This is a genomic window from Ruegeria sp. AF8, assembly GCF_056541825.1.
In genome coordinates, this window is sequence record NZ_JBQFYW010000001.1 from 828900 (window position 1) to 853896 (window position 24997).

At 60.1% G+C, this 24997-nt stretch carries 25 protein-coding genes; 12 read left to right on the forward strand and 13 right to left on the reverse strand.

What is annotated here, in order from left to right; genetic code table 11:
* Positions 1-105: 105 nt before the first annotated feature.
* Together ACR0AO_RS04220 and ACR0AO_RS04225 are read right to left on the reverse strand one after the other, a co-directional pair.
* Positions 106-405, reverse strand: a complete 300-nt coding sequence (locus ACR0AO_RS04220; RefSeq protein WP_480600223.1) for an FtsB family cell division protein — start codon at positions 403-405, stop codon at positions 106-108.
* Between the two features lie 135 nt (positions 406-540).
* Positions 541-1470, reverse strand: a complete 930-nt coding sequence (locus ACR0AO_RS04225) for a hydrogen peroxide-inducible genes activator (protein WP_480600225.1) — start codon at positions 1468-1470, stop codon at positions 541-543.
* Positions 1471-1603: 133 nt separating this feature from the next.
* Here ACR0AO_RS04225 and ACR0AO_RS04230 point away from each other — a divergent pair, with 133 nt between their 5' ends.
* Both ACR0AO_RS04230 and ACR0AO_RS04235 read left to right on the forward strand, forming a co-directional pair.
* Entirely contained in the window at positions 1604-1849 is a 246-nt protein-coding gene (locus tag ACR0AO_RS04230; RefSeq protein WP_480600227.1) for a YdcH family protein, read from the forward strand.
* A 23-nt stretch (positions 1850-1872) separates the two neighbouring features.
* Positions 1873-2052 carry a hypothetical protein gene (locus ACR0AO_RS04235; RefSeq protein WP_480600229.1) on the forward strand — a complete coding sequence of 60 codons (180 nt, stop codon included), beginning with the start codon at positions 1873-1875 and terminating at the stop codon, positions 2050-2052.
* A 12-nt stretch (positions 2053-2064) separates the two neighbouring features.
* Here ACR0AO_RS04235 and ACR0AO_RS04240 read toward each other — a convergent pair whose 3' ends face one another.
* Positions 2065-3258, reverse strand: a complete 1194-nt coding sequence (locus ACR0AO_RS04240) for a phosphoglycerate kinase (protein WP_480600231.1) — start codon at positions 3256-3258, stop codon at positions 2065-2067.
* 131 nt (positions 3259-3389) lie between these two features.
* Between ACR0AO_RS04240 and ACR0AO_RS04245 the strand changes: the two genes are divergently transcribed.
* The 3 genes from ACR0AO_RS04245 (at position 3390) to ACR0AO_RS04255 (ending at position 5523) form a co-directional block, all read left to right on the forward strand.
* Positions 3390-3896, forward strand: coding sequence for a peptidylprolyl isomerase (locus ACR0AO_RS04245; RefSeq protein WP_480600233.1), 507 nt, complete (start codon positions 3390-3392; stop codon positions 3894-3896).
* Complete coding sequence (locus ACR0AO_RS04250) at positions 3889-4437, forward strand: peptidylprolyl isomerase (RefSeq protein WP_480600235.1); 549 nt, start codon at positions 3889-3891, stop codon at positions 4435-4437. Before ACR0AO_RS04245 ends, ACR0AO_RS04250 begins: the two co-directional genes overlap by 8 nt.
* Positions 4438-4560: 123 nt before the next feature.
* The gene (locus tag ACR0AO_RS04255) at positions 4561-5523 is read left to right on the forward strand and encodes a DUF3179 domain-containing protein (protein ID WP_480600237.1); all 963 of its coding nucleotides are present in this window, start codon (positions 4561-4563) and stop codon (positions 5521-5523) included.
* Between the two features lie 12 nt (positions 5524-5535).
* Here ACR0AO_RS04255 and ACR0AO_RS04260 read toward each other — a convergent pair whose 3' ends face one another.
* From ACR0AO_RS04260 to ACR0AO_RS04285, 6 genes are all read right to left on the reverse strand, one after another.
* Complete coding sequence (locus ACR0AO_RS04260) at positions 5536-5892, reverse strand: hypothetical protein (RefSeq protein ID WP_480600239.1); 357 nt, start codon at positions 5890-5892, stop codon at positions 5536-5538.
* Between the two features lie 177 nt (positions 5893-6069).
* Positions 6070-6759 carry an aquaporin Z gene (gene aqpZ / locus ACR0AO_RS04265; RefSeq protein ID WP_480600241.1) on the reverse strand — a complete coding sequence of 230 codons (690 nt, stop codon included), beginning with the start codon at positions 6757-6759 and terminating at the stop codon, positions 6070-6072.
* A 172-nt stretch (positions 6760-6931) separates the two neighbouring features.
* Complete coding sequence (locus ACR0AO_RS04270) at positions 6932-7441, reverse strand: bactofilin family protein (protein WP_480600243.1); 510 nt, start codon at positions 7439-7441, stop codon at positions 6932-6934.
* Entirely contained in the window at positions 7431-8759 is a 1329-nt protein-coding gene (locus ACR0AO_RS04275; RefSeq protein ID WP_480600245.1) for a DUF5930 domain-containing protein, read from the reverse strand. The genes ACR0AO_RS04270 and ACR0AO_RS04275 overlap by 11 nt, the downstream gene beginning before the upstream one ends.
* Positions 8760-8943: 184 nt before the next feature.
* On the reverse strand, positions 8944-9783 hold the full coding sequence (locus tag ACR0AO_RS04280; RefSeq protein WP_480600247.1) for a ferritin-like domain-containing protein: 840 nt from the start codon (positions 9781-9783) through the stop codon (positions 8944-8946).
* 28 nt (positions 9784-9811) lie between these two features.
* On the reverse strand, positions 9812-10276 hold the full coding sequence (locus ACR0AO_RS04285) for a peroxiredoxin (RefSeq protein ID WP_480600250.1): 465 nt from the start codon (positions 10274-10276) through the stop codon (positions 9812-9814).
* A gap of 60 nt (positions 10277-10336) precedes the next feature.
* On the opposite strand from ACR0AO_RS04285, the gene ACR0AO_RS04290 reads away from it, so the two are divergent.
* From ACR0AO_RS04290 to ACR0AO_RS04305, 4 genes are all read left to right on the forward strand, one after another.
* Positions 10337-13741, forward strand: a complete 3405-nt coding sequence (locus ACR0AO_RS04290) for a YhdP family protein (RefSeq protein ID WP_480600252.1) — start codon at positions 10337-10339, stop codon at positions 13739-13741.
* Positions 13742-13785: 44 nt separating this feature from the next.
* Entirely contained in the window at positions 13786-14832 is a 1047-nt protein-coding gene (gene queA / locus ACR0AO_RS04295; RefSeq protein ID WP_480600254.1) for a tRNA preQ1(34) S-adenosylmethionine ribosyltransferase-isomerase QueA, read from the forward strand.
* A 110-nt stretch (positions 14833-14942) separates the two neighbouring features.
* Positions 14943-16214 carry an MFS transporter gene (locus ACR0AO_RS04300; RefSeq protein WP_480600256.1) on the forward strand — a complete coding sequence of 424 codons (1272 nt, stop codon included), beginning with the start codon at positions 14943-14945 and terminating at the stop codon, positions 16212-16214.
* A 109-nt stretch (positions 16215-16323) separates the two neighbouring features.
* Positions 16324-16902, forward strand: coding sequence for a DUF924 family protein (locus tag ACR0AO_RS04305; protein ID WP_480600258.1), 579 nt, complete (start codon positions 16324-16326; stop codon positions 16900-16902).
* Here the strand turns inward: ACR0AO_RS04305 and ACR0AO_RS04310 are convergent.
* Positions 16899-17333 carry a hypothetical protein gene (locus ACR0AO_RS04310; protein WP_480600260.1) on the reverse strand — a complete coding sequence of 145 codons (435 nt, stop codon included), beginning with the start codon at positions 17331-17333 and terminating at the stop codon, positions 16899-16901. The two genes, ACR0AO_RS04305 and ACR0AO_RS04310, sit on opposite strands and share 4 nt — an antisense overlap.
* A gap of 216 nt (positions 17334-17549) precedes the next feature.
* On the opposite strand from ACR0AO_RS04310, the gene lpdA reads away from it, so the two are divergent.
* Positions 17550-18944: a dihydrolipoyl dehydrogenase gene (lpdA, locus tag ACR0AO_RS04315; RefSeq protein WP_480600262.1), complete on the forward strand. Its 1395-nt coding sequence runs from the start codon at positions 17550-17552 to the stop codon at positions 18942-18944.
* A 371-nt stretch (positions 18945-19315) separates the two neighbouring features.
* On the forward strand, positions 19316-22174 hold the full coding sequence (gene uvrA / locus ACR0AO_RS04320) for an excinuclease ABC subunit UvrA (protein ID WP_480600264.1): 2859 nt from the start codon (positions 19316-19318) through the stop codon (positions 22172-22174).
* A gap of 19 nt (positions 22175-22193) precedes the next feature.
* On the opposite strand, the gene ACR0AO_RS04325 is transcribed toward uvrA, so the two are convergent.
* Complete coding sequence (locus tag ACR0AO_RS04325; RefSeq protein WP_480600266.1) at positions 22194-22850, reverse strand: site-2 protease family protein; 657 nt, start codon at positions 22848-22850, stop codon at positions 22194-22196.
* Between the two features lie 168 nt (positions 22851-23018).
* On the opposite strand from ACR0AO_RS04325, the gene ACR0AO_RS04330 reads away from it, so the two are divergent.
* Positions 23019-23603 (forward strand): VOC family protein, encoded by a 585-nt coding sequence (locus tag ACR0AO_RS04330; RefSeq protein ID WP_480600269.1) that lies wholly within the window; start codon positions 23019-23021, stop codon positions 23601-23603.
* 2 nt (positions 23604-23605) lie between these two features.
* Here ACR0AO_RS04330 and ACR0AO_RS04335 read toward each other — a convergent pair whose 3' ends face one another.
* A complete protein-coding gene (locus tag ACR0AO_RS04335) occupies positions 23606-24010 on the reverse strand; it encodes a hypothetical protein (protein ID WP_480600271.1) in 405 nt (134 codons plus the stop codon).
* A gap of 112 nt (positions 24011-24122) precedes the next feature.
* Positions 24123-24995, reverse strand: coding sequence for a 3-hydroxyisobutyrate dehydrogenase (mmsB, locus tag ACR0AO_RS04340; protein ID WP_480600273.1), 873 nt, complete (start codon positions 24993-24995; stop codon positions 24123-24125).
* Between the last annotated feature and the right edge of the window lie 2 nt (positions 24996-24997).

Consider the following 24997-nt stretch of genomic DNA (forward strand, 5'->3'; position numbering starts at 1 on the left):
GGATCAGGCCGAGAATGAAGAAGACAATCCAGATTCTACTATGATGACAAACTTATTGAGGCTTTGATGGGCGAGGAGGCTCACGCAACAAAAGAACGCGAGGGATTAGTGAATGACGACTTCATCCGCGCGCAGCAAACCCAGCACCGAACGCGCCTGCTGATCCAGCAGGTCGAGGTCAAGATAGGTATCCGACAGGCGCAGGGTCAGGTTTTCCATTTCTGTGATCTGGTCCTCAAGTGCCGTCATGTCGCGTGACAGGGCGTCCCGTTCCGCCGCAATTTCGACCCGCCGGAACAGCCCGTAATCGCCCTGCACCGCCGCAAAGGTGAAATACACACCCAACGCGAACGCCACTGCGAAAAACAAAACTGCACCTAAACTGGGTCGACTGGAACGGGACACTCTGCTTTGCCGTATGATTTCTGCCTCAGGAAACGCGCCCTTTCCGGGCGTCTTCCGGCACTATGTCACAGGTGATTCGGCTTGTGAATCCCCGTTCTGCACCAGGGCAATAATAATTTGCGGTTGTGAAGGTCCTCACCCCTGCGGTGTGACGACACCGGCGAAATCCTCGCGAATGACGGCATCGATCAGGTCGGCGAAATCGGTGAAGGCGCGGGGCATTCCGCTGGCGGCGCGCCATACCAGGCCGACGCTTCGATACATGCCGCGCAGATGGCTGGCGGACACGTCCCCGCCGCGCGCCTGTACCTCGGAATGGGCATAGAGCGCGGGCAATAGAGTGACGCCCATGTTCATGGAAACCATCTGGCGCAACGCGTCGAGGCTGGTGCCTTCGAAGTCGCTGCGCAGCACCGCGCCGGTGTCTTCGCACAGATCGGCAATCTGGCGATGCAACAGGTAGGAACGGCCGAGGGTCAGCAGGGTCTGGCCGGCAAGTTCGGCACGGTCGACCCGTGTTCGCCCCGCAAGTTCGTGTTCCGGCGCAACCGCCAGATGCAGTGGTTCGCGGAACAGGGGGCGGGTCCGAAAGGCCGCGCCCCGCACAGGAAGCTGGGTCAGGATCATGTCGTGCTGTCCGGCGGTCAAATCCTCGGCCAGTTCACGCGGCGCGCCGTCCCGCACCATAAGCCGCAGATCGGGATGCGCGGCATGCAGGCGTTGCAGCACGCGCGGCAGCAGGTAAGGGCCGATCGTCGGGGTGGCGCCCAGCCGCAGCGTGCCGCGTAATCCTTCGCGCAATGGGGTGGCGTAACTGGTCAGGGTTTCGACCTGGTGCAACACCTTTTCGGCAAGATCGGCCACTTCGCGCCCGTCCGGTGTCAGGATCAGCCCGCTGCGGTGGCGTTCCAGCAACCGAACACCCAACGCATCCTCGAACGCGCTGATTTGTAAACTTAGCGATGGCTGGCTGATGCCCAGTTGCTGCGCGGCCCGCCGGAATTGACCGACCCGGACCAGCGTGTCGAAATAGCGGATCTGGCGCAGGGTAACATCGGAGTTCAAGGGTTGGGTGCCTCAATCATGATAGGTTTTTCCTATCTTAAATTATCATTGAATTGTCTCGTTTAAAGATACGCAATCTCCATATCTGCGTTGTGAACACTGGAAATCAGCATCTCGGAACTTCGGAGGTCCCATGAAAAACAGTCCACGCATTAAGAAATTCTCGTTGAAGGCCCGTATGGCACGGCTGCGCCAGCGTCAGGCAGAGCTGAAGGCCCGGATTCTCGAAGAGCTTAAACGCCCGTCGCCCTGCAGCATGACCCTGCAGCATCTCAAGCGGCGCAAAGTACGCATCAAGGACGATCTGGCAAGGCATGAAGGCATCCTGCGAACGCTCGACGCAATGGCGCCGCGCGCACAGGTCGCCGGATCGGGCTGACACTTCAGAAGAGAGGAGCAGACATGTTCGAATTCGCCTACCGCACCACGGGGCTGCGCTGGATGCACAGCCTGGATATCGACGATATGCGCGAAGCCATTGTCGATGACGATGATGGGCCGGATGGCGGCGGTGCGGCCGAGCAAATATCAAGGCCGAAACGCCCCGAAAGCGTGAGAATGCGCCAGGTGACCCGGCGCTGACCGCATCCGGCGTCAGCTGCCGTTCAGGGCGGCGACGCCGGGCAGGATCTTGCCTTCCATCCACTCAAGAAATGCGCCGCCGGCGGTGGAGATGTACGAGAAATCGCCTGCGGCCCCTGATGCGTTCAGCGCGGCAACCGTATCGCCACCGCCGGCAACCGAGGTCAGCTGGCCCGCGCGGGTCAGTGCCGCGGCCTTGAGCGCGGCGGCGTTGGTGGCGGCGTCGAACGGCTCCAGTTCGAAGGCGCCCAGCGGGCCGTTCCAGATCAGTGTCTGGCTTTGGTTGAAGATATCGATGATGGTGGCGACGCTGTCGGGGCCTGCGTCCAGGATCAGCCCGTCTTCGGGGCATTGGTCGGCAGGCAGAATTTCATGCGGCGCGTGGGATTCGAACTTTTTCGCCACGACGATATCGCTGGGCAGGATGATCCTGCACCCCTCCGCTTCCGCCTTGGCAAGGATTTCGGCGGCGGTGTCCTTCATGATCCGCTCGGCCAGAGATTTGCCGACGTGATGTCCCTTGGCGACAAGGAAGGTGTTGGCCATGCCGCCGCCGATCACCAGGAAATCGACCTTTTCGATCAGGTTGCCCAGCAGTTCCAGCTTGGTCGAGACCTTGGCACCGCCCACAACCGCCGTGACCGGACGTCTGGGAGCGCCCAGCGCGCTTTCCAACGCCTCCAGTTCCGCTTGCATCAGGCGACCGGCGCAGGCGGGCAGCAGGCGGGCGATGGCCTCGGTCGAGGAATGGGCGCGGTGGGCGGCTGAAAACGCGTCGTTGCAATAGACGTCGCCCAGCCGCGCCATACCTGCGGCCAGATCCGGGTCGTTCTTGGTTTCGGTTGCGTGAAAGCGGGTGTTTTCCAGCAGCAGTACCTCGCCCGGTTGCAGGGATTCCGCTGCAAGTTCGGCGGCGGGGCCGACGCAGTCGGCGGCAAACAGGACCCTGGTCTCGAACGCGCGCTCCAGAGTGGGCACCAATTGGTTCAGCGACAGGTTCTTACGCCGCTCGCCGCCGGGGCGACCGAAATGAGCCAGCAGGATCGGGCGGCCACCGGCGGCCAGAATATCGCGCACGGTGGGGGCAATACGGCGGATGCGGGTGGAGTCGGTGACGACGCCGTCGACGATCGGCACGTTGATATCGACGCGCACCAGCACGCGCTTGCCGTTCAGATCCATGTCGTCGAGTGTTTTCCAGCCCATTTTCCGCTCCGCAGTTCGCATCCTGTTTGAGCGGTTCTTTTCCCGCATTTCGCGCCAAGGTCAATGCGTCACTTGGCATTCGCGCGCATGGGGCTTAGGTATTCGCGCAATACCATCGACAGGAGGGCCCAATGGCCGAGATCAAGGATCCCGAAAACACCATCATCATCGAACTGAAGGGCGGTAACGTGGTTATCGAGCTGCTACCGGATGTCGCCCCGCAGCACAGCGCGCGCATGAAAGAACTGGCGCGCTCGGGCGAATATGACAACGTATGCTTTCACCGGGTGATCGACGGTTTCATGGCGCAGACCGGCGACGTTCAGCATGGCGACATGGAAGACGGGTTCAACATCCGCATGGCGGGCACGGGCGGTTCGTCGCTGCCGGATTTGCCGGCGGAATTCTCCAAGCTGCCGCATGATCGCGGAACCCTGGGCGCGGCACGGTCACAGAACCCGAATTCGGCAAATTCGCAGTTCTTCATCAACTTCAAGGACAACCATTTCCTGAATGGCCAGTACACCGTCTATGGCCGTGTCATCGACGGGATGGAGCATGTGGACGCGATCGTGCGGGGCGAACCGCCCGCAAGCCCTGACCGGATGATCAGCGTCAAGGTGGCCGCTGATGCATAAACTGGCAGTTGCATTCGCCCTTCTGGCCAGCCCGGCGCTGGCGACCGGGCTTGAGATCGAGGTTGAGGGCGAGGGGGCCAATGGCACGATTACCGTCGATCTGTTCGAGGATGTGGCGCCGAAGCATGTCGAGCAGATTTCAGCGCTGGCCGCCGAAGGTCAGTATGACGGGGTGGTGTTTCACCGCGTGATCGACGGCTTCATGGCTCAGACCGGCGATGTCCAGCACGGCAAACTGGGCGGTGACATGCGCCGCGCCGGCACTGGCGGGTCGGACCGTCCGGACCTTGCGGCAGAGTTTTCGGACGTCACCTATGACCGGGGCATTGTTGGAATGGCGCGGGCGCAAGACCCGAACAGTGCCAATTCGCAATTCTTCATCATGTTCGCGCCGGGTCCGTTTCTTGACGGTCAATACACCGTCGTGGGCAAGGTGACCGGTGGCATGGACGTGGTCGATGCCATCAAGCGTGGCGCCGGCCCGAACGGAGCCGTGATCGGCCAGCCGGATGTCATGAAAAAGGTCACCGTCACGGACTGACCGGCAACCCGGCGCGGTTTGCTCCGCGCCGGGTTCGGCGCACATTGCATCACGTCTGTGTGCAGTGGGCTGGCTTCGCGGGCGCGTGTTGCGCAGAATTGCGCATCCGACAGGAGCAGCCCTATGCGTCTTCTTTCGATCGCAATCGCCGTCGTCCTTGCCACTCAGACCTGGGCCAGTCCTGAATTCTGGCGGCACGAATGGCCCGAGACTGATTTCAGCAAATCGCGTATTTCCAACTGGTCCGAGATCCAGTCAGGCGGGCCGCCGAAAGACGGGATACCGGCGATTGACAATCCCACTTTCCTGTCCGTCAGCCAGAAAACCCGCATTGGCGCGCGCGAGCCGGTAGTCACGGTTGAGATCGACGGGCAGCGGCCCCGGGCCTATCCGATCCGCTATCTGATCTGGCATGAGATCGTGAATGACCGGATCGGCGGCGTGCCCGTGGCGGTTACCTATTGTCCGCTTTGCAACTCGGCCATCACCTTTGACCGCAGGACGCCGCGCGGCGAGCTGAGCTTTGGCGTCAGCGGCAAGCTGCGCCATTCCGACATGGTGATGTATGACCGTCAGACTGAAAGCTGGTGGCAGCAGGCGGTTGGAGAGGCGATTGTGGGACGCCTGGCCGGTACCCAGTTGAAGACCTTGCCGTCCTGGATGGAAAGCTGGCAGGACTATAAGGCCCGCAACCCCGACGGTCTGGTCATGGCAGAACCGGGATACAACCGCTCATACGGGCGCAATCCTTATCGCGGCTATGACACATCGCGCAGACCGTTTCTCTATTCCGGTGAAATGCCGCCGCACGGCATCCATCCGCTTGAACGCGTGGTGCGGGTGGGTGACAGGGCCTGGCCTATGACGCGGCTGAGCGAGATGGGCGAAGTGCACGAGGGCGGCGTGCGGATCACTTGGGCCGCGGGCCAGGCCTCGGCGCTGGATACCGGTTCCATCCGCAAGGGGCGTGACGTGGGTTCGATCCGCGTCCGCGACGGGCAGGGCCGGGACGTGGCCCATGACGTCATGTTCGCCTTTGCGTTTCATGCCTTCTGGCCCGGAGGGCAATGGATGTTGGGGCGCTGAACGGCGCAGCGTTCACGCCGCAAGCGCGATCAGTTCCGCCAACCCGGTCAGACCGATGAGGACGGCCGAAATCATTTTGAGCATGGGCATATTCCGGGCTTTGATGCCCTGGCCCATATTCGTCTCGGCCATGTCCGGGCTGAGATCGGCGATCAGGTTGATGATATCGTCCAGCGCGGTGCCGCCGGCGAGGATGCCGTAAGCCGTTGTTACGATAACCAGCATAGCCAGCGCAGGTGAAAAGCCCTGTGGCCCGAAATGGATGATCGCCGCCAACGCAATGAACGAGAATATGGTCGTCTGCATGATTGCGAAGTAATGAGTCTGCCGTGCCAGGGAATAGGTGGCGCGCAATTCCGGTGTCATCATGATTTTTCCCCTAAATACAAAGCTGAAACCCGGGCATGATATCATGCGGGCGCCTGAATCAGAAATGTGTTCGTGAACTCGGCGTACGGGACTGACCCATATTCCAGAGGCGGGCCGGAGACGTTCATGAAAAACGCCGCCCGATGAGGCGGCGTTTGTCAGATGTCGCGCAATCTTTCAGTCGTCGGTTGAGACCGCTTTCCAGATCAGGCCGCCGATCGCGCCGCCAATCAGTGGCGCCACCCAGAACATCCAGAGCTGCGCCAAAGCCGGGCCATCGGCGAACAGCGCCACACCGGTCGAGCGCGCCGGGTTAACCGATGTGTTGGTGACGGGAATTGAAACCAGATGAATCAGCGTCAGGCCGAGACCGATGGCGATGGGCGCAAACCCGACTGGGGCGCCGTTCGACGTGGCTCCCAGAATGATGAACAGGAAAAAGGCGGTCATCACGACTTCGGTCACAAAGCCGGCTGTCATCGAATAACCGCCGGGTGACGCGCTGCCATACCCGTTCGAGGCGAACCCACCGACACCGGTGAAATCGGGCGCGCCCGAAACAATCACGTAAAGCACGACCGCCGCGACAATCGCTCCGACGACCTGCGCAATCCAGTAAGGGATCAGATCCTTGGCCTCGAACCGTCCGGCGATCATGAGGCCGAGGCTGACGGCGGGATTGAAATGCCCGCCCGATATGTGGCCGACGGCAAAGGCCATGGTCAGCACGGTCAGGCCAAAGGCCAGTGCGACGCCCAGCCAGCCAATGCCGACATCCGCAACGCCCGCTGCCAGAACTGCACTGCCGCAACCGCCAAGCACCAACCAGAATGTACCGAAAAATTCAGCTAAAAGCTTTGAAGACATCCAACGTACCTCCCAAAGTTGAATGATCGATATTAGGCGTCAAACTCTTCAATTTGGAAGAAAAAAGCGAAACTCTGAAATTCCTGGGGACCGGCAAGCGGCAACAAAAAGCGCCCCGGATTTCTCCGGAGCGCCTGGAAATGGGACCACCCAACGGGATGGTTGAGTGGTCTTACTGGCTGACTTCCGCAGTTGCTGCGGCCGGGTTGCCGGAAGATTTGTTGCCCGAACGTCCCGGGTTGAGCGGGTCGTCCTGACGCTGAACCGAGCCTTCGAAATGGGCGCCGCTTTCGATCGCGATGGTCTTGTGAATGATGTCACCCTCGACCCGGGCGGTCGAGGTCAGGCGCACTTTCAAACCACGGACGCGGCCCACGATGCGGCCATTGACCACCACATCATCGGCGGTCACTTCGCCTTTGATGGTGGCGGTCTCGCCGATGGTCAGAAGATGGGCGCGAATGTCCCCCTCGACAGTGCCTTCGACCTGAATGTCGCCACTGGTCTTGATGTTACCGGTGATGTGCAGATCCGACGACAGCACCGATGCGGGCGGCTTGGGTTTGGGCGCGCTGGCCTTGGTTTCAGCCGGGGCCGGGCTTGCCGGGGTCGACGGGGCGGCGGGCTTGGCCGCTTCGGGTGCCTTGGATGCCGGCTCGTTGATTTTGCTCTTAGAAAACATTTCTCGCAGCCTTGATGTAAGTCATTGGATTCACGGGTTCCCCGTTCACACGCACCTCATAGTGCAAATGTGTGCCGGTCGACCGTCCGGTGCTACCCATATCAGCTATATGATCCCCGCGCGAGACCCTTTGTCCGACCTTGACGCGGATAGTGGTGTTATGAGCGTAAAGTGTCTCAATCCCGAAGGCGTGCTTGATTTTTACGAGCCGCCCGAAACCGGATTGCCAGCCGGCATGCGTGACCACGCCGTCCGCGGTGGCAAAGATATCAGTGCCGTGCGCGCCCGCGAAATCCGAACCGTTATGCATGCGTCGCCCGCCGGTTTTCGGATCGCGCCGGTGGCCGAAACCGCTGGTATATCGCACCGCCGCGTTGACCGGGCTGGCGAACGGGGCTTTCTCGGCCGCGATGCGGTACAGATTAAGCTGATCCATCTGCTGAAGCAGGTTGTTCGCGCGGATTTCCTCGGCGGAAATCTCTTCACCGCGTGTGCTGAAGGATAAAGGGGTCAGCGGACCGCCCATACCGCTATAGCCACGCCGGACCTCCTCGATGATCCGGTCGGTGGGCATGCCCGCCTGACGGAACATCTTGTCAAGCGGTTCGATCGAGATTGCCATCGCCTCTTCCAGTTGGCGGAAGATCTGGTCGCTGCGTTCGCGCATCAGCTGGATTTCCAGCTCCAGGTCATCACGCTGAACCAGCGCTTCTTGCGCATTGGCTTGGATCAGGTCGCGTTCCTGCGCGGTCCGCAACAGGGCCTCGGACATGAACCCCATCTGCACCGGAGCCGACGCGGCCAACTCGTGGCTGGCCGCGTCTTCGCCTGTATTCTGCTCGAGATTTGCCAGCGCCATACGGGCCGCTTCGCGCTGTTTCATCGTTTCGCGCAAAGTGGTCTGGATCACTTCGACCCCGGTTTCCAACTCACGCCGCCGGTTTTCCGATTTCAGCAGTTCCGATTGCATAGCCGAAACCTGTTCGAGGGCTTTGTTGAACCGTTGGTGCGCTGCCAGGGCTTCTTCGGCTCGCATATCCCGTTCTTGTGACAGGATGTTGAGCCTTTCCTGATATGTCGCCTGGTCTCTTTTTGCCTGCTCGCGGAAATTGCCCGATCCGATACTGTCCATCAGAATGATCGCCGTCGCCACGATGGTCCATGCAAGCGTCAGGGCGACCCCGGAAAAGGCGATGATCTGAGTCTCCGGCCGAAGCCGGATGAAACGCGTGTCGTTGTCCGATTTGAGGAACACCCTGCGCTCGGGAAAATGTTTCTCCAGCAGAGCGTGAATTCTGATCGTCAGACGTGTCCGCACGCGTCTTTCCTCTTTTTCATCCCCTGTATAGAGACGCATCGAGAGTGGCTGCGACCGTCCCTTGGGGCGCTTGCATAGCGGCGCGGAACGTTCGGGGCAAGTTTGTTAACCATCCGGTCGAATTTCGGGGGATAATCGCGCTTGAGATGAGCGGGTTTTTGCCGACGCCTGGTATTCGCTTGTATCAGACGATCACTTTTCCGGAGGGTGGCAATTCGTCCGCCAGAGGCCAATAGAAATCCGGCGGCAGTCCTGCTTTGGCCCGTTTTTCTTCGTTGAACGGGGGTTTTAGCGCCCCATGGAAATAACGGCGCACGAGCCGGTGGAAAACCTCTTTGGGATCGGAATTCTCACGTCCGCACAGGAAGTGAAACCATTTCGATCCATAGGCGACATGACCGACCTCTTCGGCATAGATCACATTCAGCGCATCAACGGCTTTTTGCGCATTGGCCTTGCGGAAAATATCTATCATTCCGGGGGTTACATCCAGCCCGCGTGCTTCGAGTACCATCGGAACCACGGCCAGCCGCCCCATAAGATCCTCTGCCGTATCCTCGGCGGCGCGCCACATTCCGGCATGGGCGGGCAGGGCGCCATAGTGGCTTTGCATCGAATCCAGGCAATCGCAGACGAGCTCGAAGTGACGTGATTCTTCGGCGGCGCATTTCACCCAGTCGTCATAGAATCCGACGGGCATCGGCACATGTCCGAACCGCGCGATGATGTCCCAGTGCAGGTCCACCGCGTTCAGTTCGATATGGGCAACCGCGTGGAGCAGGGCGATCCTGCCGGCCTCGGACCCGGGGCGCCGTTTCGGGACGTCGCGCGGCGACAGCAACTCAGGCCGGTCGGGCCGGGCCGGATTAAGCGGTGGCGATGCCGTGCCGATTTCGATTGGCGGCGCGTCTCCGGTGCGGGAAGCAAACCATGCCGCAGCATGTTGCTGCGACAGCGCGGTCTTGGCATGTCCGTCTGCCGTGGTCAGAACCTCAGTCGCCATTTCGGTCAGGGTCAAGGGCATGCGCTTGCTCCGTTCATATGGGGTTGGGTCAGGCCAGGCTGCGGACGGCTTGCAGAACCTCTTCGACGTGACCGGGCACTTTCACCTTGCGCCAGACGCGCGCAATCTGACCTTCGGCGTCGATCAGGAAGGTCGTCCGTTCAATCCCCATGGATTTTTTGCCATACATGTTCTTCTCGACCCAGACACCATAGTCTTCGCATACGGCCGATCCCTCGTCCGACAGCAACGGAGTGGTCAGGCCATGTTTGGCGACGAACTTGTCGTGTTTGGCCACGCTGTCGCGGGATATCCCGAACACATTTGCGCCAGCTTCGGCAAACTCCTGCAATAGTTCGGAAAATTCGATGGATTCCTTGGTGCAGCCCGGAGTATCATCACGGGGATAGAAAAACAGGACCACGGCGTTGCCGCGCAGGGCGGACAACGTAACTTCACCGCCGCCGTCGCGGGGCAGGGTGAAGTCGGGAGCGGGATCGGATATTTCAGGCATGGGCTTACTCCGGCGGAATTCGATGCATGTTGCTCAACACAATAAGCCGGGACGGGCAAGTTGAAAGACGCCGAGACACACAAGGACAGATCGGATAAGCCGGAAGGTCAGGCTCAAAAACCCGTTCGCCGTCGGTCGCGCAGGCGCAGGGCGGCGTTGTGGGCCATGCGCGGCACCTTCATCCTGATTTTTCTGGCTGCGATCTCGGCGCTTATGGTCGTCGGTCAGAGGATGCATGCGCCGCAATGGTTGCGGGACCGCGTGGAACACCGGATTGAACAGGCCACCGGGGGGCTGCAGATCAAGTTTGGGGATGTCAGTTTCATCATTCACGAAGGTTGGCGGCCCCGTCTGAGATTGCGCGACGTGACGCTCAGCGACAGCGAAGGTCGGCAGATCGCGCAGTTGTCCGATATGCGCGCAAGCCTTGCCATGCGCCCGCTGCTGCGCGGAGAGATTCGCCCAAAGCGCATCATGATGAGCGGGGCGCATATTGCCCTGCAACGCGACAAGAACGGCCAGTTTTCTCTGGTCGTCGGTCAAGACAGTGAACCGGTGGAGCAGGCGCCCAATGTCAGGGAATTGATCGAGGAGGCCGACACCCTTTTTATGGCCCCGGCCTTGTCGGCGCTGACCTCTTTCGAACTGGATGCGATCACACTGTTTTACAGCGACTTGCGGCAGAACCGGTCATGGACGCTCGACGGAGGGCATATTCAGATTACACGCGGCACCGACGAAATCCGCATTGCGACCGGGTTTTCGCTTTTGGGTGGGCGTGACTATGCCAGTGCGGTCGAAATGAATTATACCAGCAAGCTCGGATCACCTGAAGCGAGTTTTGGCGTCAGTGTCACCGACTTGCCGGCCGAGGACATCGCGCTGCAAAGCCCGGTTCTGGCCTGGCTGCAGGTTTTGCGCGCACCACTGTCGGGGGCGTTGCGTGGCAGCGTCGGGGCGGATGGCAGTTTGGACCCGGTTTTTGCAACATTGCAGATTGCCAAAGGTGTGGTTCAGCCCAACCCCGAAGTGCGCCCTATTCCGTTCGATACGGCGCGCACGTATTTCTCGTATGATCCCAAGCGGCAATTTCTTGATTTCAGCGAGATTTCGATTGCTTCGCCATGGGGATCCGCCGTGATTGACGGGCGCGCGGACCTTGAAGGCGTGGAAGGCGGTCAATTGAAAAGCCTGACCGCGCAATTCCGATCTTCGGGCATCAAGGCGAATCCGGCCGGAATGTATGCCGAGGCATTGGAGCTGTCGGGCGCGGCGGCTGAATTCCAGCTGAAATTCGCGCCATTCCGCTTGCGGATCGGGCAGTTGGTGGTCGAGGACAAGGACCGCCGCTTGCGGGTTTTCGGCAGCCTGAAAGAGTTGTCCCAAGGCTGGGGCGTCGATCTGGATGCGCAACTGGATCACCTGACGCCTGCGCAACTGCTGCATTACTGGCCGGAAAAGGCGGCCAGAAAGCCCCGGAAATGGGTTTCGGAAAACCTGCTGGAGGGGCGGCTGGAGGATCTTGACCTCGCGGTCAGGCTTAGGCCCGGCGCGCGCCCGCAGTTCTATGCCGATTTCGACTACAAAAACGCCAAAATCAAATTCGCCAAGACCCTGCCGCCGGTTGTCGACGCACAGGGGCAGGCCAGTCTTGTGGGGAGCCGGTTCACGGTCACGGCTCAGCGAGGCCGGGTTATCCCCGATCAGGGGGGCGCGATCGATGCGGCGGGCACATCGTTCATCATTCCGGACATAGGCATCAAAAAGGCCGCGCCGGGCATTGCCCGGATTCGCGCGCGCGGCAGCGCCACCGCGGCGCTGTCCCTGCTGGACCGTCCGCCGCTGCAGGTAATGACCAAAGCCGGGTTGCCGGTTGATCTGGCGCAGGGGCTGGTAAGTCTGGAAGGCACGCTGGCGCTGCCGCTGCGGGACGAGGTCAGGCTTGCGGATATGGAGTTTCACTATGCCGGCGATGTGGGGAACGTAAAAAGCGATAAACTCGTTCCGGGCATGGAGGTAAGCGCCGATCGTCTGGACCTGTCCGGGGATCAGACACAGGTTTCCATAGCCGGGCAGGGATATTTCGGGGCGGTTCCCATGCAGGGACGCTGGACGCAACCCATTGGCGGAGCAAAGCCGGAACGCAGCCGGTTGGTGGGTCAGATCGAATTGTCGCCCCGGCTGATGACGGAAATCCACGCAGGCCTTCCGGACGGAATGCTGACCGGCGTAGGGACAGCGGATGTGACCGTCGATCTGGGTGGCGGAAAGCCACCGTACCTGACGGCACAATCCGATCTGGTTGGTGTGGGGCTGGCGATACCGGAACTGGGATGGCGCAAGGCCGCGGCGAGTTCGGGGTTGCTGACGATGGCAGCGGAACTGGGCGCGGGGATGAATGTTGACGAGATCAAGGTCGACGCAGCGGGGTTGCGGACGACCGGCAGCATTTCGTTCTCGGACGGTGCGCAGATGGATCGCGTGCGGCTTTCGTCCTTTGAACTGGGTAGCTGGCTCTCAGTTCCGGTAGAGTTGGTCAGCCGGGGCAACCGCGCGCCCGATATCCGAATTCTTGGTGGTCGCATGGATATGCGAACCGCAACTTTCGGGTCCGGCGGTTCGGGTGGAACGTCCGCTGCAGGCGGCGACAGCCCCGATCTGGAGGTGCGGCTCGACCGGTTGCAGATCACGGATACAATCGCCCTGACCGGGTTTCAGGGGGGATTTCGCACATTGGGCGGGCTCGGCGGGACCTTCACGGCCCGCGTCAACGGCGGGACGGCGGTTTCCGGGCAAGTGGCGCCACGCGGCAACCGCAGCGGCATCGTGCTGCAATCGGCGGATGCCGGCGGTGTGTTGCGATCGTCAGGTATTCTCACACAGGCGCACGGAGGAAGTTTCCGGCTTACCCTCGAACCGGTACAGGCATCCGGGTATTACGATGCAGTTTTGAGAATTGCCAACACGCGGGTCAAGGACGCTCCGGCAATGGCGGCCTTGCTGAACGCCATCAGCCTGGTCGGTCTGCTGGATGAAATGTCGGGGCAGGGGATCTATTTCACCGGCATTGACAGCCGGATGCGGATCTCTCCGACAGAGGTCACGGTATTGAGCGGCAGTGCCGTCGGCCCGTCCATCGGACTTTCGTTCGACGGTAAGGTGAATACCGAGCGGCGCTGGCTTGATCTGCGGGGGGCGGTCACTCCGGTATATCTGTTGAATGCGATCGGCAGTGTCCTGACCCGCAAGGGAGAAGGGGTGTTTGCGTTCAACTATACTCTGAACGGCCCGATTTCCGACCCCAAAGTCGGTGTGAATCCCCTGTCGGGGCTGGCCCCCGTCTTTCTCCGCGATCTGTTGCGAAAGCCGCGCCCCGCCATACCGGACGATGCCACCAAATTACTGTTTCCTGATGACAATGCGCCGAAGGAAACCCCAAAAAGTTTGCAGGGCAGCGACCGTTGAAGGATGCAGTGGCCGAATCTTTGCGGGCAAGGTAAGGCGCGCGCATGAAACTGAGCGACTTTGATTTCCATTTGCCCGAAGAGTTGATCGCAACCCGTCCGGCCAGCCCACGCTCTTCGGCGAGGATGCTGGTTGCGGAAGGGGATCAGATCGCGGACTCCTCGGCCATTCATCTGCCCGACTGGCTGCGCGCCGGTGATCGGCTGGTTCTGAATGATACCCGTGTGATTCCGGCGCGGCTGAGCGGGCGCCGGCATCGCCAGAGCGCGCAGGGCCCGGTTACGGCCGTGATCGGGGCAACTTTGCTTGACCCGCAGGCGGACGGCACCTGGGCTGCACTGATCAAGCCGCTGAAAAAAGTGAAGATCGGCGAAGAAATCGCCTTTTCCAACCGGCTCAGTGCGACCCTTGAACGGGTGGAGGACGGGCAGGCATTCCTGCGGTTCAATCTTGCGGGAGACCATTTTGACCGCGCGCTGGAGGATGCGGGCGCTATGCCCCTGCCGCCCTATATCGCGGCCAGGCGGCCAGCGGACGATCAGGACAAGATGGACTATCAGACCATCTGGGCCCGTCATTCCGGGGCGGTGGCTGCCCCGACCGCCTCGCTGCATTTCGATGAGGCGCTGATGCAGGCGCTGCGCGACAAGGGGGTTGATTTCACCCATGTGACGCTGCACGTGGGGGCGGGCACTTTTCTGCCGGTGAAGGTCGAGGATGTGACGACCCACAAAATGCACGCGGAATGGGGGCGTGTCAGCGCGCAGGCAGCCGAAGAGATCCGTGCGACAAAGGCGGCGGGCGGCCGGGTCATTCCCGTCGGGACGACCGCGCTGCGGCTGATCGAAAGCGCAGCGCGAAGCGGCCGGATCGCGCCATGGGAAGGAGAGACGGACATCTTCATCTATCCCGGTTTCGAGTTTCATGTCACGGACGCGCTGATGACCAATTTCCATCTGCCGAAATCGACCTTGCTGATGCTGGTGTCCGCCCTGATGGGGCAAGAGCGGATGCGCACGGTCTATGCCCACGCAATTGCCGGGAACTATCGTTTCTTTTCCTATGGCGATGCGTCGCTTTTGATACCCTGAAAGGCGCGTTTTTGGGCGCTTATGCGCCGATTGTTGTCGAGAAACACTCAGAAATGATATTTGCGGGGAGAATACCCCGCAACACGAGACGTTAAGAGGCGGAAAACCCAATGTTACAGGTTCTCTCCAGCGCATGGGCGCTTTTGCTTGGTATGGGCCTGTTGATGGTGGGCAACGGCCTGCAGGGCACGTTGCTTGGCGTGCGCGGCGGAATCGAAGGGTTTTCCACCTTAGAGATGTCCTTTGTCATGTCTGCCTATTTCGTGGGTTTTCTGGGCGGCTCCCGTTTGGCGCCGGAAATGATCCGGCGAGTCGGGCATGTGCGGGTGTTCGCTGCGCTGGCCTCATTCATTTCTGCCGTCATGATCATGTATCCGATGCTGGCCAATACGGTAGCATGGTCTTTGGGGCGTGTGGTCATCGGATTTTGCTTTTCGGGCGTGTATGTCACCGCCGAGAGCTGGCTGAACAACGCGGCCAGCAATGAGAACCGGGGACAGGCCCTGTCGCTGTACATGATTGTTCAGGTGAGCGGGATCATCGTCGCGCAGGGGTTGCTTCTCATCGGAGACCCGGCCGGGTACGAAATCTTTGTCATCGCGTCGATACTGGTTTCGATCTCCTTCGGCCCGATCCTGTTGTCGATTTCGCCGACACCGGCATTCGACACGACGAAACCGATGACGTTGAAGCAGTTGATGAAAATTTCTCCGCTTGGCTGTGTCGGGATGTTTTTGCTGGGCGGCGTCTTTTCGGCGCAGTTCGGTATGTCCGCCGTATATGGTGCGGAGGCCGGGTTGAGCCTGGTGGAAATCTCGACCTTCGTGGCGATGTTTTACGTCGGTGCGGTGGTCCTGCAATATCCGTTGGGGTGGATTTCGGACCGTATGGACCGCCGGTTTCTGATCATGATGGTGGCCGCGGTCGGTGGCGGAAGCGCAATAATAGCGATGATTTTCGGCAACAGTTTCCCGGTTCTTCTGGGTACGGCCTTTGCCATCGGCGGAATGACGAACCCGCTCTATTCTCTGCTGATCGCCTATACAAACGACTATCTGCTTCACGAAGACATGGCGGCCGCATCTGGCGGGCTGGTCTTCATCAACGGGCTTGGAGCGATTGCCGGGCCGGTGATCGTGGGGGGGATGATGGGAGAGGGATCATTCGGACCGTCGGGATTTTTCCTGTATTTCTCGGTACTTCTGTTCATGATGGCGTTTTATGCACTCTACCGGATGACTCAGCGTGCCGCGACCCCGATCGACGAGACCGGTACTATGACGGCACTTTATCCGACAGCGTCGCCCGTGGCCCTGGAGGTCGCCCAGGTGGTGGCGATCGAAGCCGAACAGGTAAGCAGCGAAACGCAAGATGGCGCATAATGGTTGGATTTATGTCGCCAATGTTGCAATATTTTATTGTAACACGTTTGTAAAAGTCATTTTATTATAGTCAGTGCCCCTGGGGGGGAACATTAGTGGAGTAAGGGCAATGGTACGTCCTGAAGAAGTATTGAGTTTCTGGTTAGATGAAGTAGGGCCCGAAGGGTGGTATAAGCAGGATGAAGCGCTGGATGCGCTTATTCGCGACACGTTTCTCGAAACCTGGAATGGCGCATGTCAGGGCAAATTTTCGCTTTGGCTGACATATCCCAGCGGAACATTGGCGTACACCATCCTGATGGACCAGTTTCCTAGGAACATGTTCCGCGGCGAAGGCCGGGCGTTTGCTTCGGACCGCGCGGCGCTGTCGGCGGCGAAATGTGCGATCGACAAGGGTTGGGATCTGAGGATCGACGAACCGGCCCGGCAGTTTTTCTATATGCCGCTGATGCATTCGGAAAACCTGTGCGATCAGGAGCGTTGCGTTCGCCTGATGCATCAGCGCATGCCGCAGTCGGACGCCGGAAACCTGCTGCACGCGCAGGCTCATCGTGAGGTCATTCGCAAATTCGGCCGTTTCCCGTATCGCAACGAGGCCCTGCATCGTGAGATGACACCGCAGGAAGCGGATTATGTCAGCAGTGGCGGATACGGTCAGACGATCCGCGAGTTGCAGGCGGCCATCTAGGACGCCGGGCGGCAGCCACGAATTTCGTTGATGCTGTTGGCGATGGCTGCGGCGGATGTTTCGATGGCATGGTCAAATAACTTTTCAGGTGAATCCGCCAGATCCGCCAACTGGGCTTGTGTTTTTTCGAGTTTCTGTTCGATGGCGTTGGTGCTGGCCAGCACTCCCAGAATTCGCTGGGCGACGGCCGGCGAGATTTCTCCGTTATTCTGGCCGAGTTCCTTCATATCGTTTCTGAGGCCTTTCAACTCGCCCGCGACGTCCTGCGCCTGAATGCGCAGCGGTTGCAGCAGTTCCATTTTTTGGGTGAAGTCATCTTTAAAGCCGTCAAGCGTTGAAAACAGCTTCCAACCCAGGAACAGGCAGATTGCCAAAAGGATCAAGGTCGCGTTAAGCATCGCGAGCAACAGATCTTTGAGTATCCTGACCATTTTCGATCCCTCTGATTTCAGTCGTTAAATTTGGCTGCTTCAATGAACTCGTCATCTTTTCTAGCCAAATAGCTTGACCGCGTATAGGTTGGAAACCGCTTGTTATACGGTGTTTGACCTTGCGTTGCATTTGTCGCGGGACAGGGTTATTGATGTGTTGGGAAAAGTAGTTTAATGGTAAACTAGTTTTGAAACGACCTGCGCCGAGAGGGACCCATGGCTGCACAATCCTTTGATCTTATCGTAATCGGCGCTGGCCCCGGCGGCTATGTTGCCGCCATCCGCGCGGCGCAGCTGGGCCTCAAGACGGCTGTGGTCGAGCGAGAGCATCTGGGCGGGATCTGTCTGAACTGGGGCTGTATTCCGACCAAGGCGCTGCTGCGGTCTTCGGAAGTGTTTCACCTGATGGAGCGCGCCAAGGACTTCGGGCTGAAGGCGGACAAGATCGGTTACGATCTGGATGCGGTCGTGAAACGGTCCCGGGGAGTTGCCGCGCAGCTTTCGGGCGGCATCGGTCACCTGTTGAAAAAGAACAAGGTGACCGTGGTGATGGGCGAGGCGACGATCCCGGCCAAGGGCAAGGTCAGCGTCAAGACCGACAAGGGGGCCGAAGAGCTGACGGCCAAGAATATCATCCTCGCCACCGGTGCGCGGGCGCGCGAACTGCCGGGGCTGGAGGCGGATGGCGATTTGGTCTGGACGTACAAGCACGCGCTGCAACCACCCCGTATGCCGAAAAAGCTGCTGGTAATTGGCTCGGGCGCAATCGGGATTGAATTTGCCAGCTTCTATAATACGTTGGGGGCCGATACGACCGTGGTCGAGGTGCTGGATCGCGTCCTGCCGGTTGAAGATGCCGAGATCAGCGCCTTTGCCAAAAAGGCGTTCACCAAACAGGGCATGACCATCATGGAAAAGGCGATGGTCAAGCAGTTGGATCGCGGCAAGGGCAAGGTCACCGCCCACATCGAGGTCAAGGGCAAGGTCGAAAAGCACGAATTTGACACGGTCATCTCTGCCGTGGGCATCGTGGGCAACGTAGAGAATCTTGGTCTGGAGGCTCTGGGCGTCAAGATTGACCGGACCCATGTAGTGACTGATGAATTCTGCCGCACCGGGGTCGAAGGGCTCTATGCCATCGGCGATATCGCCGGCGCGCCCTGGCTGGCGCACAAGGCGTCCCACGAAGGCGTCATGGTCGCCGACCTGATCGCGGGCAAGCATGCGCATCCGGTGAAACCAGAGAGCATTGCGGGCTGTACTTATTGTCATCCGCAGGTGGCGTCGGTGGGTTATTCCGAGGCCAAGGCGAAGGAACTGGGCTATGACGTCAAGGTCGGCCGCTTCCCCTTTATCGGCAACGGCAAGGCAATCGCCCTGGGAGAACCCGAGGGACTGGTCAAGACTGTGTTCGACGCCAAGACCGGCGAATTGCTGGGCGCGCACATGATCGGTGCCGAGGTCACTGAAATGATACAGGGTTATGTGGTGGGCCGCCAATTGGAGACCACGGAAGAAGATTTGATGAACACGGTCTTCCCGCATCCCACGCTCAGCGAAATGATGCATGAAAGCGTGCTGGACGCTTACGGGCGGGTGATCCACATGTGATCCCGAAAAACAATTGGTTCTCAAAAGGTCGCGCCTCTGGCGCGGCTTTTTTGTTGGGCTTTCTGGCGAAAGCCGGTGCCTCCGGCGGGGATATTTGAGGCCAGATGAACACGGGATCCGCGCCCCGAACCGGTCGGGGCGCTTCACCTGGCGCGGTCATCGGCGTCCCCGCCTGCACCGCGGGGTCAACTCTGCCGAAAACGGGTTAAGGATCCGTTACTTCATCTGGCCTCAAATATCCCGGGGTCTGGGGCAGAGCCCCAGCTGGTCTATCCATGGCGCCGCATGAATGTTCTTTGTATGTTCTTATTTTTTGGTTGGAGACTCAGGCTGTCTCAACTATCTATTAGGAATTGTTGCCGAGGTAGGTCATGGCGGAACTGAAGAATATCGAAGTGCGTGGCGCGCGCGAGCACAATCTCAAGGGAATCGACGTGGATATCCCACGCGACCGGCTGGTGGTGATCACCGGGCTGTCGGGCTCGGGCAAGTCCTCGCTGGCCTTCGACACGATCTATGCCGAGGGGCAGCGGCGCTACGTTGAAAGCCTGTCTGCCTATGCGCGGCAGTTCCTCGACATGATGGAAAAGCCGGATGTGGATCACATCAGCGGCCTGAGCCCTGCAATCTCCATCGAGCAGAAGACGACCTCGAAGAACCCGCGCTCGACCGTCGGTACCGTGACCGAGATTTATGACTACATGCGCCTGCTCTTCGCCCGCGCCGGAACACCCTACAGCCCCGCCACCGGCCTGCCCATCGAGGCGCAGCAGGTGCAGGACATGGTCGACCGTATCATGATGATGGAGGAGGGCACGCGCGGCTATCTGCTGGCGCCCATCGTGCGGGACCGCAAGGGTGAGTACCGTAAGGAGTTCCTGGAACTGCGCAAGCAGGGGTTTCAGCGGGTCAAGGTAGATGGCGCTTTCTATGAGCTGGACGAACCGCCGACATTGGACAAGAAATTCCGCCACGATATCGACGTGGTGGTGGACCGTCTGGTGGTGCGCGAGGGGATGGAGACCCGTCTGGCCGACAGTTTGCGCACCGCGCTGGATCTGGCCGACGGCATCGCCATTCTGGAAACCGCCCCGCGTGAAGGCGACCCGGAGCGCATCACGTTCAGCGAAAATTTTGCCTGCCCCGTCAGCGGCTTCACCATCCCCGAGATCGAACCGCGCCTATTCTCGTTCAACGCACCCTTTGGAGCTTGTCCGGATTGCGACGGTCTGGGGGTCGAGTTATTCTTTGACGAACGTCTCGTGGTGCCGGACCAGACGCTCAAGGTCTATGACGGCGCGCTGGCGCCGTGGCGCAAAGGCAAGTCGCCCTATTTCCTGCAGACCATCGAGGCCATCGCGCGCCATTTCGAGTTCGACAAGAACATCCCGTGGAAGGATCTGCCGAAACACGTGCAGCAGGTGTTCCTGTACGGTTCGGGCGACGAGGAAATCCCGTTCCGCTATGACGAGGGCGGGCGGGTCTATCAGGTCACCCGCACCTTCGAAGGCGTGATCCCCAACATGGAACGCCGCTATCGCGAGACGGATTCAAATTGGATTCGCGAGGAGTTCGAGCGCTACCAGAATAACCGCCCCTGCGGCACCTGCCGGGGGCATCGCCTGCGCGAAGAGGCGCTGGCGGTGAAGATTGCGGGCCTGCATGTGGGCAATGTGGTGCAGATGTCGATCCGCGAGGCGCTGGCCTGGATCGAGGATGCGCCGAACCATATGAGCGATCAGAAGAACGAGATCGCGCGGGCCATTATAAAGGAAATCCGTGAGCGTTTGGGTTTCCTGAATAACGTGGGATTGGAATACCTTACGCTGTCACGTTCAAGTGGAACGCTCTCGGGCGGCGAGAGCCAGCGCATCCGTCTGGCCAGCCAGATCGGCTCGGGCCTGACAGGCGTGCTGTATGTGCTCGACGAACCCTCGATCGGGTTGCATCAGCGCGACAACGACAGATTGCTGGGCACGCTCAAGAACCTGCGCGATCAGGGCAATACGGTGATCGTGGTCGAACATGACGAAGAAGCGATCCGCGAGGCGGATTACGTGTTCGATATCGGCCCCGGCGCCGGGGTGCATGGCGGGCAGGTGGTCAGCCACGGCACGCCCGAGCACATCGCGTCAGATGCCGCCTCGATCACCGGGCAATACCTGTCCGGGACGCGTGAGATTGCGGTGCCAGCTGTTCGGCGAAAGGGGAATGGCAAGAACGTTTCGGTGGTCAAGGCCACAGGCAACAACCTCAAGAAGGTGACCGCCGATTTCCCGTTGGGCAAGTTCGTCTGCGTGACGGGTGTGTCCGGCGGGGGCAAGTCGACGCTGACCATCGAGACGCTGTTCAAGACCGCTTCAATGCGTCTGAACGGTGCGCGGCAGACGCCGGCGCCCTGCGAGACCATCAAGGGGCTCGAGCATCTGGACAAAGTCATCGACATCGATCAGCGACCGATTGGGCGGACTCCGCGTTCGAATCCAGCCACTTATACCGGGGCCTTTACTCCGATCCGCGATTGGTTCGCCGGTCTGCCCGAAGCCAAGGCGCGCGGCTACAAGCCGGGCCGCTTCAGCTTCAACGTCAAGGGCGGGCGGTGCGAGGCCTGTCAGGGTGATGGTGTCATCAAGATCGAGATGCACTTTCTACCCGACGTCTACGTGACCTGCGAGACCTGCAAGGGCGCGCGCTACAACCGCGAGACGCTGGAGATCAAATTCAAGGGCAAATCCATCGCCGACGTACTGGACATGACCGTCGAGGATGCGCAGGAGTTCTTCAAGGCAGTGCCCTCGATCCGGGAAAAAATGGACGCGCTGGCGCGCGTGGGTCTTGGCTATATCAAGGTCGGTCAGCAGGCGACGACGCTTTCGGGCGGCGAGGCACAGCGGGTGAAGCTGTCGAAGGAACTCAGCAAGCGCTCGACCGGACGCACGCTCTATATCCTTGATGAGCCAACCACGGGGTTGCATTTCGAAGACGTGCGCAAACTACTGGAAGTGCTGCATGAACTGGTCGAACAGGGCAATACGGTGGTGGTGATCGAACACAATCTGGATGTGGTGAAAACCGCCGATCACATCATCGATATCGGTCCCGAGGGCGGCGATGGCGGCGGCCGGATCGTCGCCAAGGGCACGCCGGAAGAGGTGGCCGACTGCGAGCGCAGCCATACCGGGCGCTATCTGAAAGCGATGTTGAATCCCGAACGAGTCGCGGCGGAATGACATCCGCCGTGGCGCAGGCTCAGTAATGGGCGTGCCGCAACATATTCCAGTGGCGTGCCAGCGGCGGGAAAAACAGAAAGACAAACCCAAAGCTGACATAGGCAAAGAGCATCAGCGGAATCCATAGAATCACGCCGACCAGCCCCACTGCGCCGGCCAGGCGGGTGGCGGCTCTGGGCGGCAGGAATCGTGCCATCAGTGCATGGAACAGCCGCCCGCCATCCAGCGGCATCAGCGGCAGCAGATTGAACAGGGCCAGCCAAAGGTTCAGATCTGCGGTTCGCCCGACGATCCATGCAAGATCCGGAGAAACAACAAGCGGTTCCAGCAAGGAACACACCGCCCATAGCGTCAGGTTCACGATCGGACCCATGGCGACGATCAGTTCATCCTCATAATGCGAGGTCGAACGGCGATGCTCGCAGAAGCCGCCGCCGCAGTATAGCACCACCCGGTTGACGGGAATGCCCTGGATCAGGCAACCCCAGGCGTGCCCCAGTTCATGCAGCAGGATCGACCCAAGCAGGATCGCCACAAAAGCCAAAGCATAGAGCAGGCTGGCGGGATCAAAGTTGAAGCCCACAATGATGAAAATCAGAAAAATTAAGCTTTGATTGATTTGTACTGGTACGCCCCAGGGGCCGTGGAACTGAAATATCACGCCATCATTATTCATTATGCAATTCTCACAATAATTCGAAAATACGGTGACGCCAAATTGCGTCAAAAATTGGGAGTTAAGCCTAGCGCTGCAGTGTTGCGGTGAAAAAGTTCCTCAGAGGCATGGAAATGAACTGCACAGAGCTGCTCTGCTGTGGCAAATTCCACTTGCGGAGGAAGGATCATGCGAAAACTGCAGACCCAGGGCGTTCACCACATCACGCTGACCGGGACCGACCGGCAAAGCACCATCGATTTCTGGGAAGGCGTACTGGGCATGCCCTTTGTGTTCGACCAACCCAATCTGGACAATCCGGATGAAGGGCATCTGTACTTCGATCCCGGCGATGGGCGGTTGATCACGGTTTTCACCAATGAAACCCGCGAAGGGAACCGAGCCCGCACCCCGACCGATCCGGGTTGCGTGCACCATCTGGCGTTCAACGTGTCGCAGGCGACGTTCTGGCAAGCGGTAGAGCGGCTGGATGAGCGCGGGATCGGCCATTCCGGCCCCAAGGACCGGGGGTTCATGGATTCGATCTATTTCAAGGATCCGCTCGGGTTGCTGATCGAACTGGCGAGCTATCGCTTCGAACCGCCCGTCGGCTGCACTTATGCCGATGTACTCATCCGGGCGCATCGGTTGAGGGTCGACAGGGGCGACTACAACATAGATCGCATTCACCTGGCGGATGCGATCGAGGAACTGGTGCGGGACAGACAAGCCAGCCTGTCAGGAGACCGCTCGCCCGGCAATCCTTACCGATAGGATCAGTTCAGGATATCGGCGACCGCGCCGATGAGGTTCAGCACCTTGTGTGTATCGCGGTCGACGCTGTAGACATAATCTCCGGCCCGGACGTAATAACCGTCCCGGCGCAGCCCATACCGATAGGGATCGTTTATCCGGATATAATCGCGATAGATGTAGTCGCCCGCATAATAGCGATTCTTGACCTGACCGGGCGGAACACAGGGTACCGCTTTTTTTGCAAGTCCGGGTGGGCAATGGCCGACATTGGCGACAGGTTGGCGGCTATAGCCCGGCGATACGCGCTCGATCTTAACCTTGTTCTTGTTGTGCCCTTTCCCTTTGCCATTTCCGTTCCCGGCCCAACCGGAGACGGGGCTGAGGGTCAGGGCCAGAACGGCGGCGGAATAGGCCAGAAATTTCATCGTTCATGCTCCTAGGCGGTATCGCTGGGTGTCCTGGACATAGCGTTACTGCATCAGATGGGAATTTTCGCCCCTGTTTCAAATGACTGCGCAAAAATCCGCCGCATGCATGCTAACCGCGCCCGCGCTTCTCGAACCGGGGCAGCATGGCGCTGAAATCCATGCCCTGACCGCCTTCGCCTTCGACGAATTGCTCGTAAAGCGCGGTGGCGGCCTGACCCATCGGCGTATCGGCATCGGCGCTTTTGGCAGCCTGTTGGCTCAGCCGCAAGTCCTTGAGCATCAGTTCGGCGGCAAAGCCGGGCTGATAGCCGTTATCCGCCGGGCTTTGCGGGCCGACGCCGGGGGCGGGGCAATAGGCGTTCATGGTCCAGCTGTATCCCGATGACGTGCTGACGACATCGAACATTTTTTGCCGGTCCAGGCCGAGTTTGTCGGCAAGCGCGAAGGCCTCACACGTGGCGATCATGGTGACGCCGAGGATCATGTTGTTGCAGATCTTGGCCGCCTGACCGGCGCCGGCCTCGCCGCAATGCACGGCCTTCTGGCCCATGATGTCGAAGAGCGGTTCGGCCTTGGCGAAGGCTTCAGCCGTGCCGCCCGCCATGAAGGTCAGCGTGCCCGCCGCCGCGCCGCCGATGCCGCCCGAGACCGGGGCGTCGACGGACAGAAGACCGGCGGCAGTGGCCTGTTGGGCCACCGCCCGGGCACTGTCGACGTCGACGGTCGAGCAATCGACCAGCGCGGCACCCCGGGTCATGGCCGGGATTACCTCGTTCGCCACCGCGCGCAGGATCTGGCCGTTGGGGAGCATGGTGATGACCACTTCGGCACCGCTGGCGGCCTCGGCGCCCGAGCCGGCCATGGTCACGCCGTCGACCGCCACCTGGGCCATATCAAAGCCCACGACCTCGTGCCCGGCCTTTGCCAGATTGGCCGCCATCGGTGCGCCCATGTTGCCCAGGCCAATGAACCCGATCTTCATCT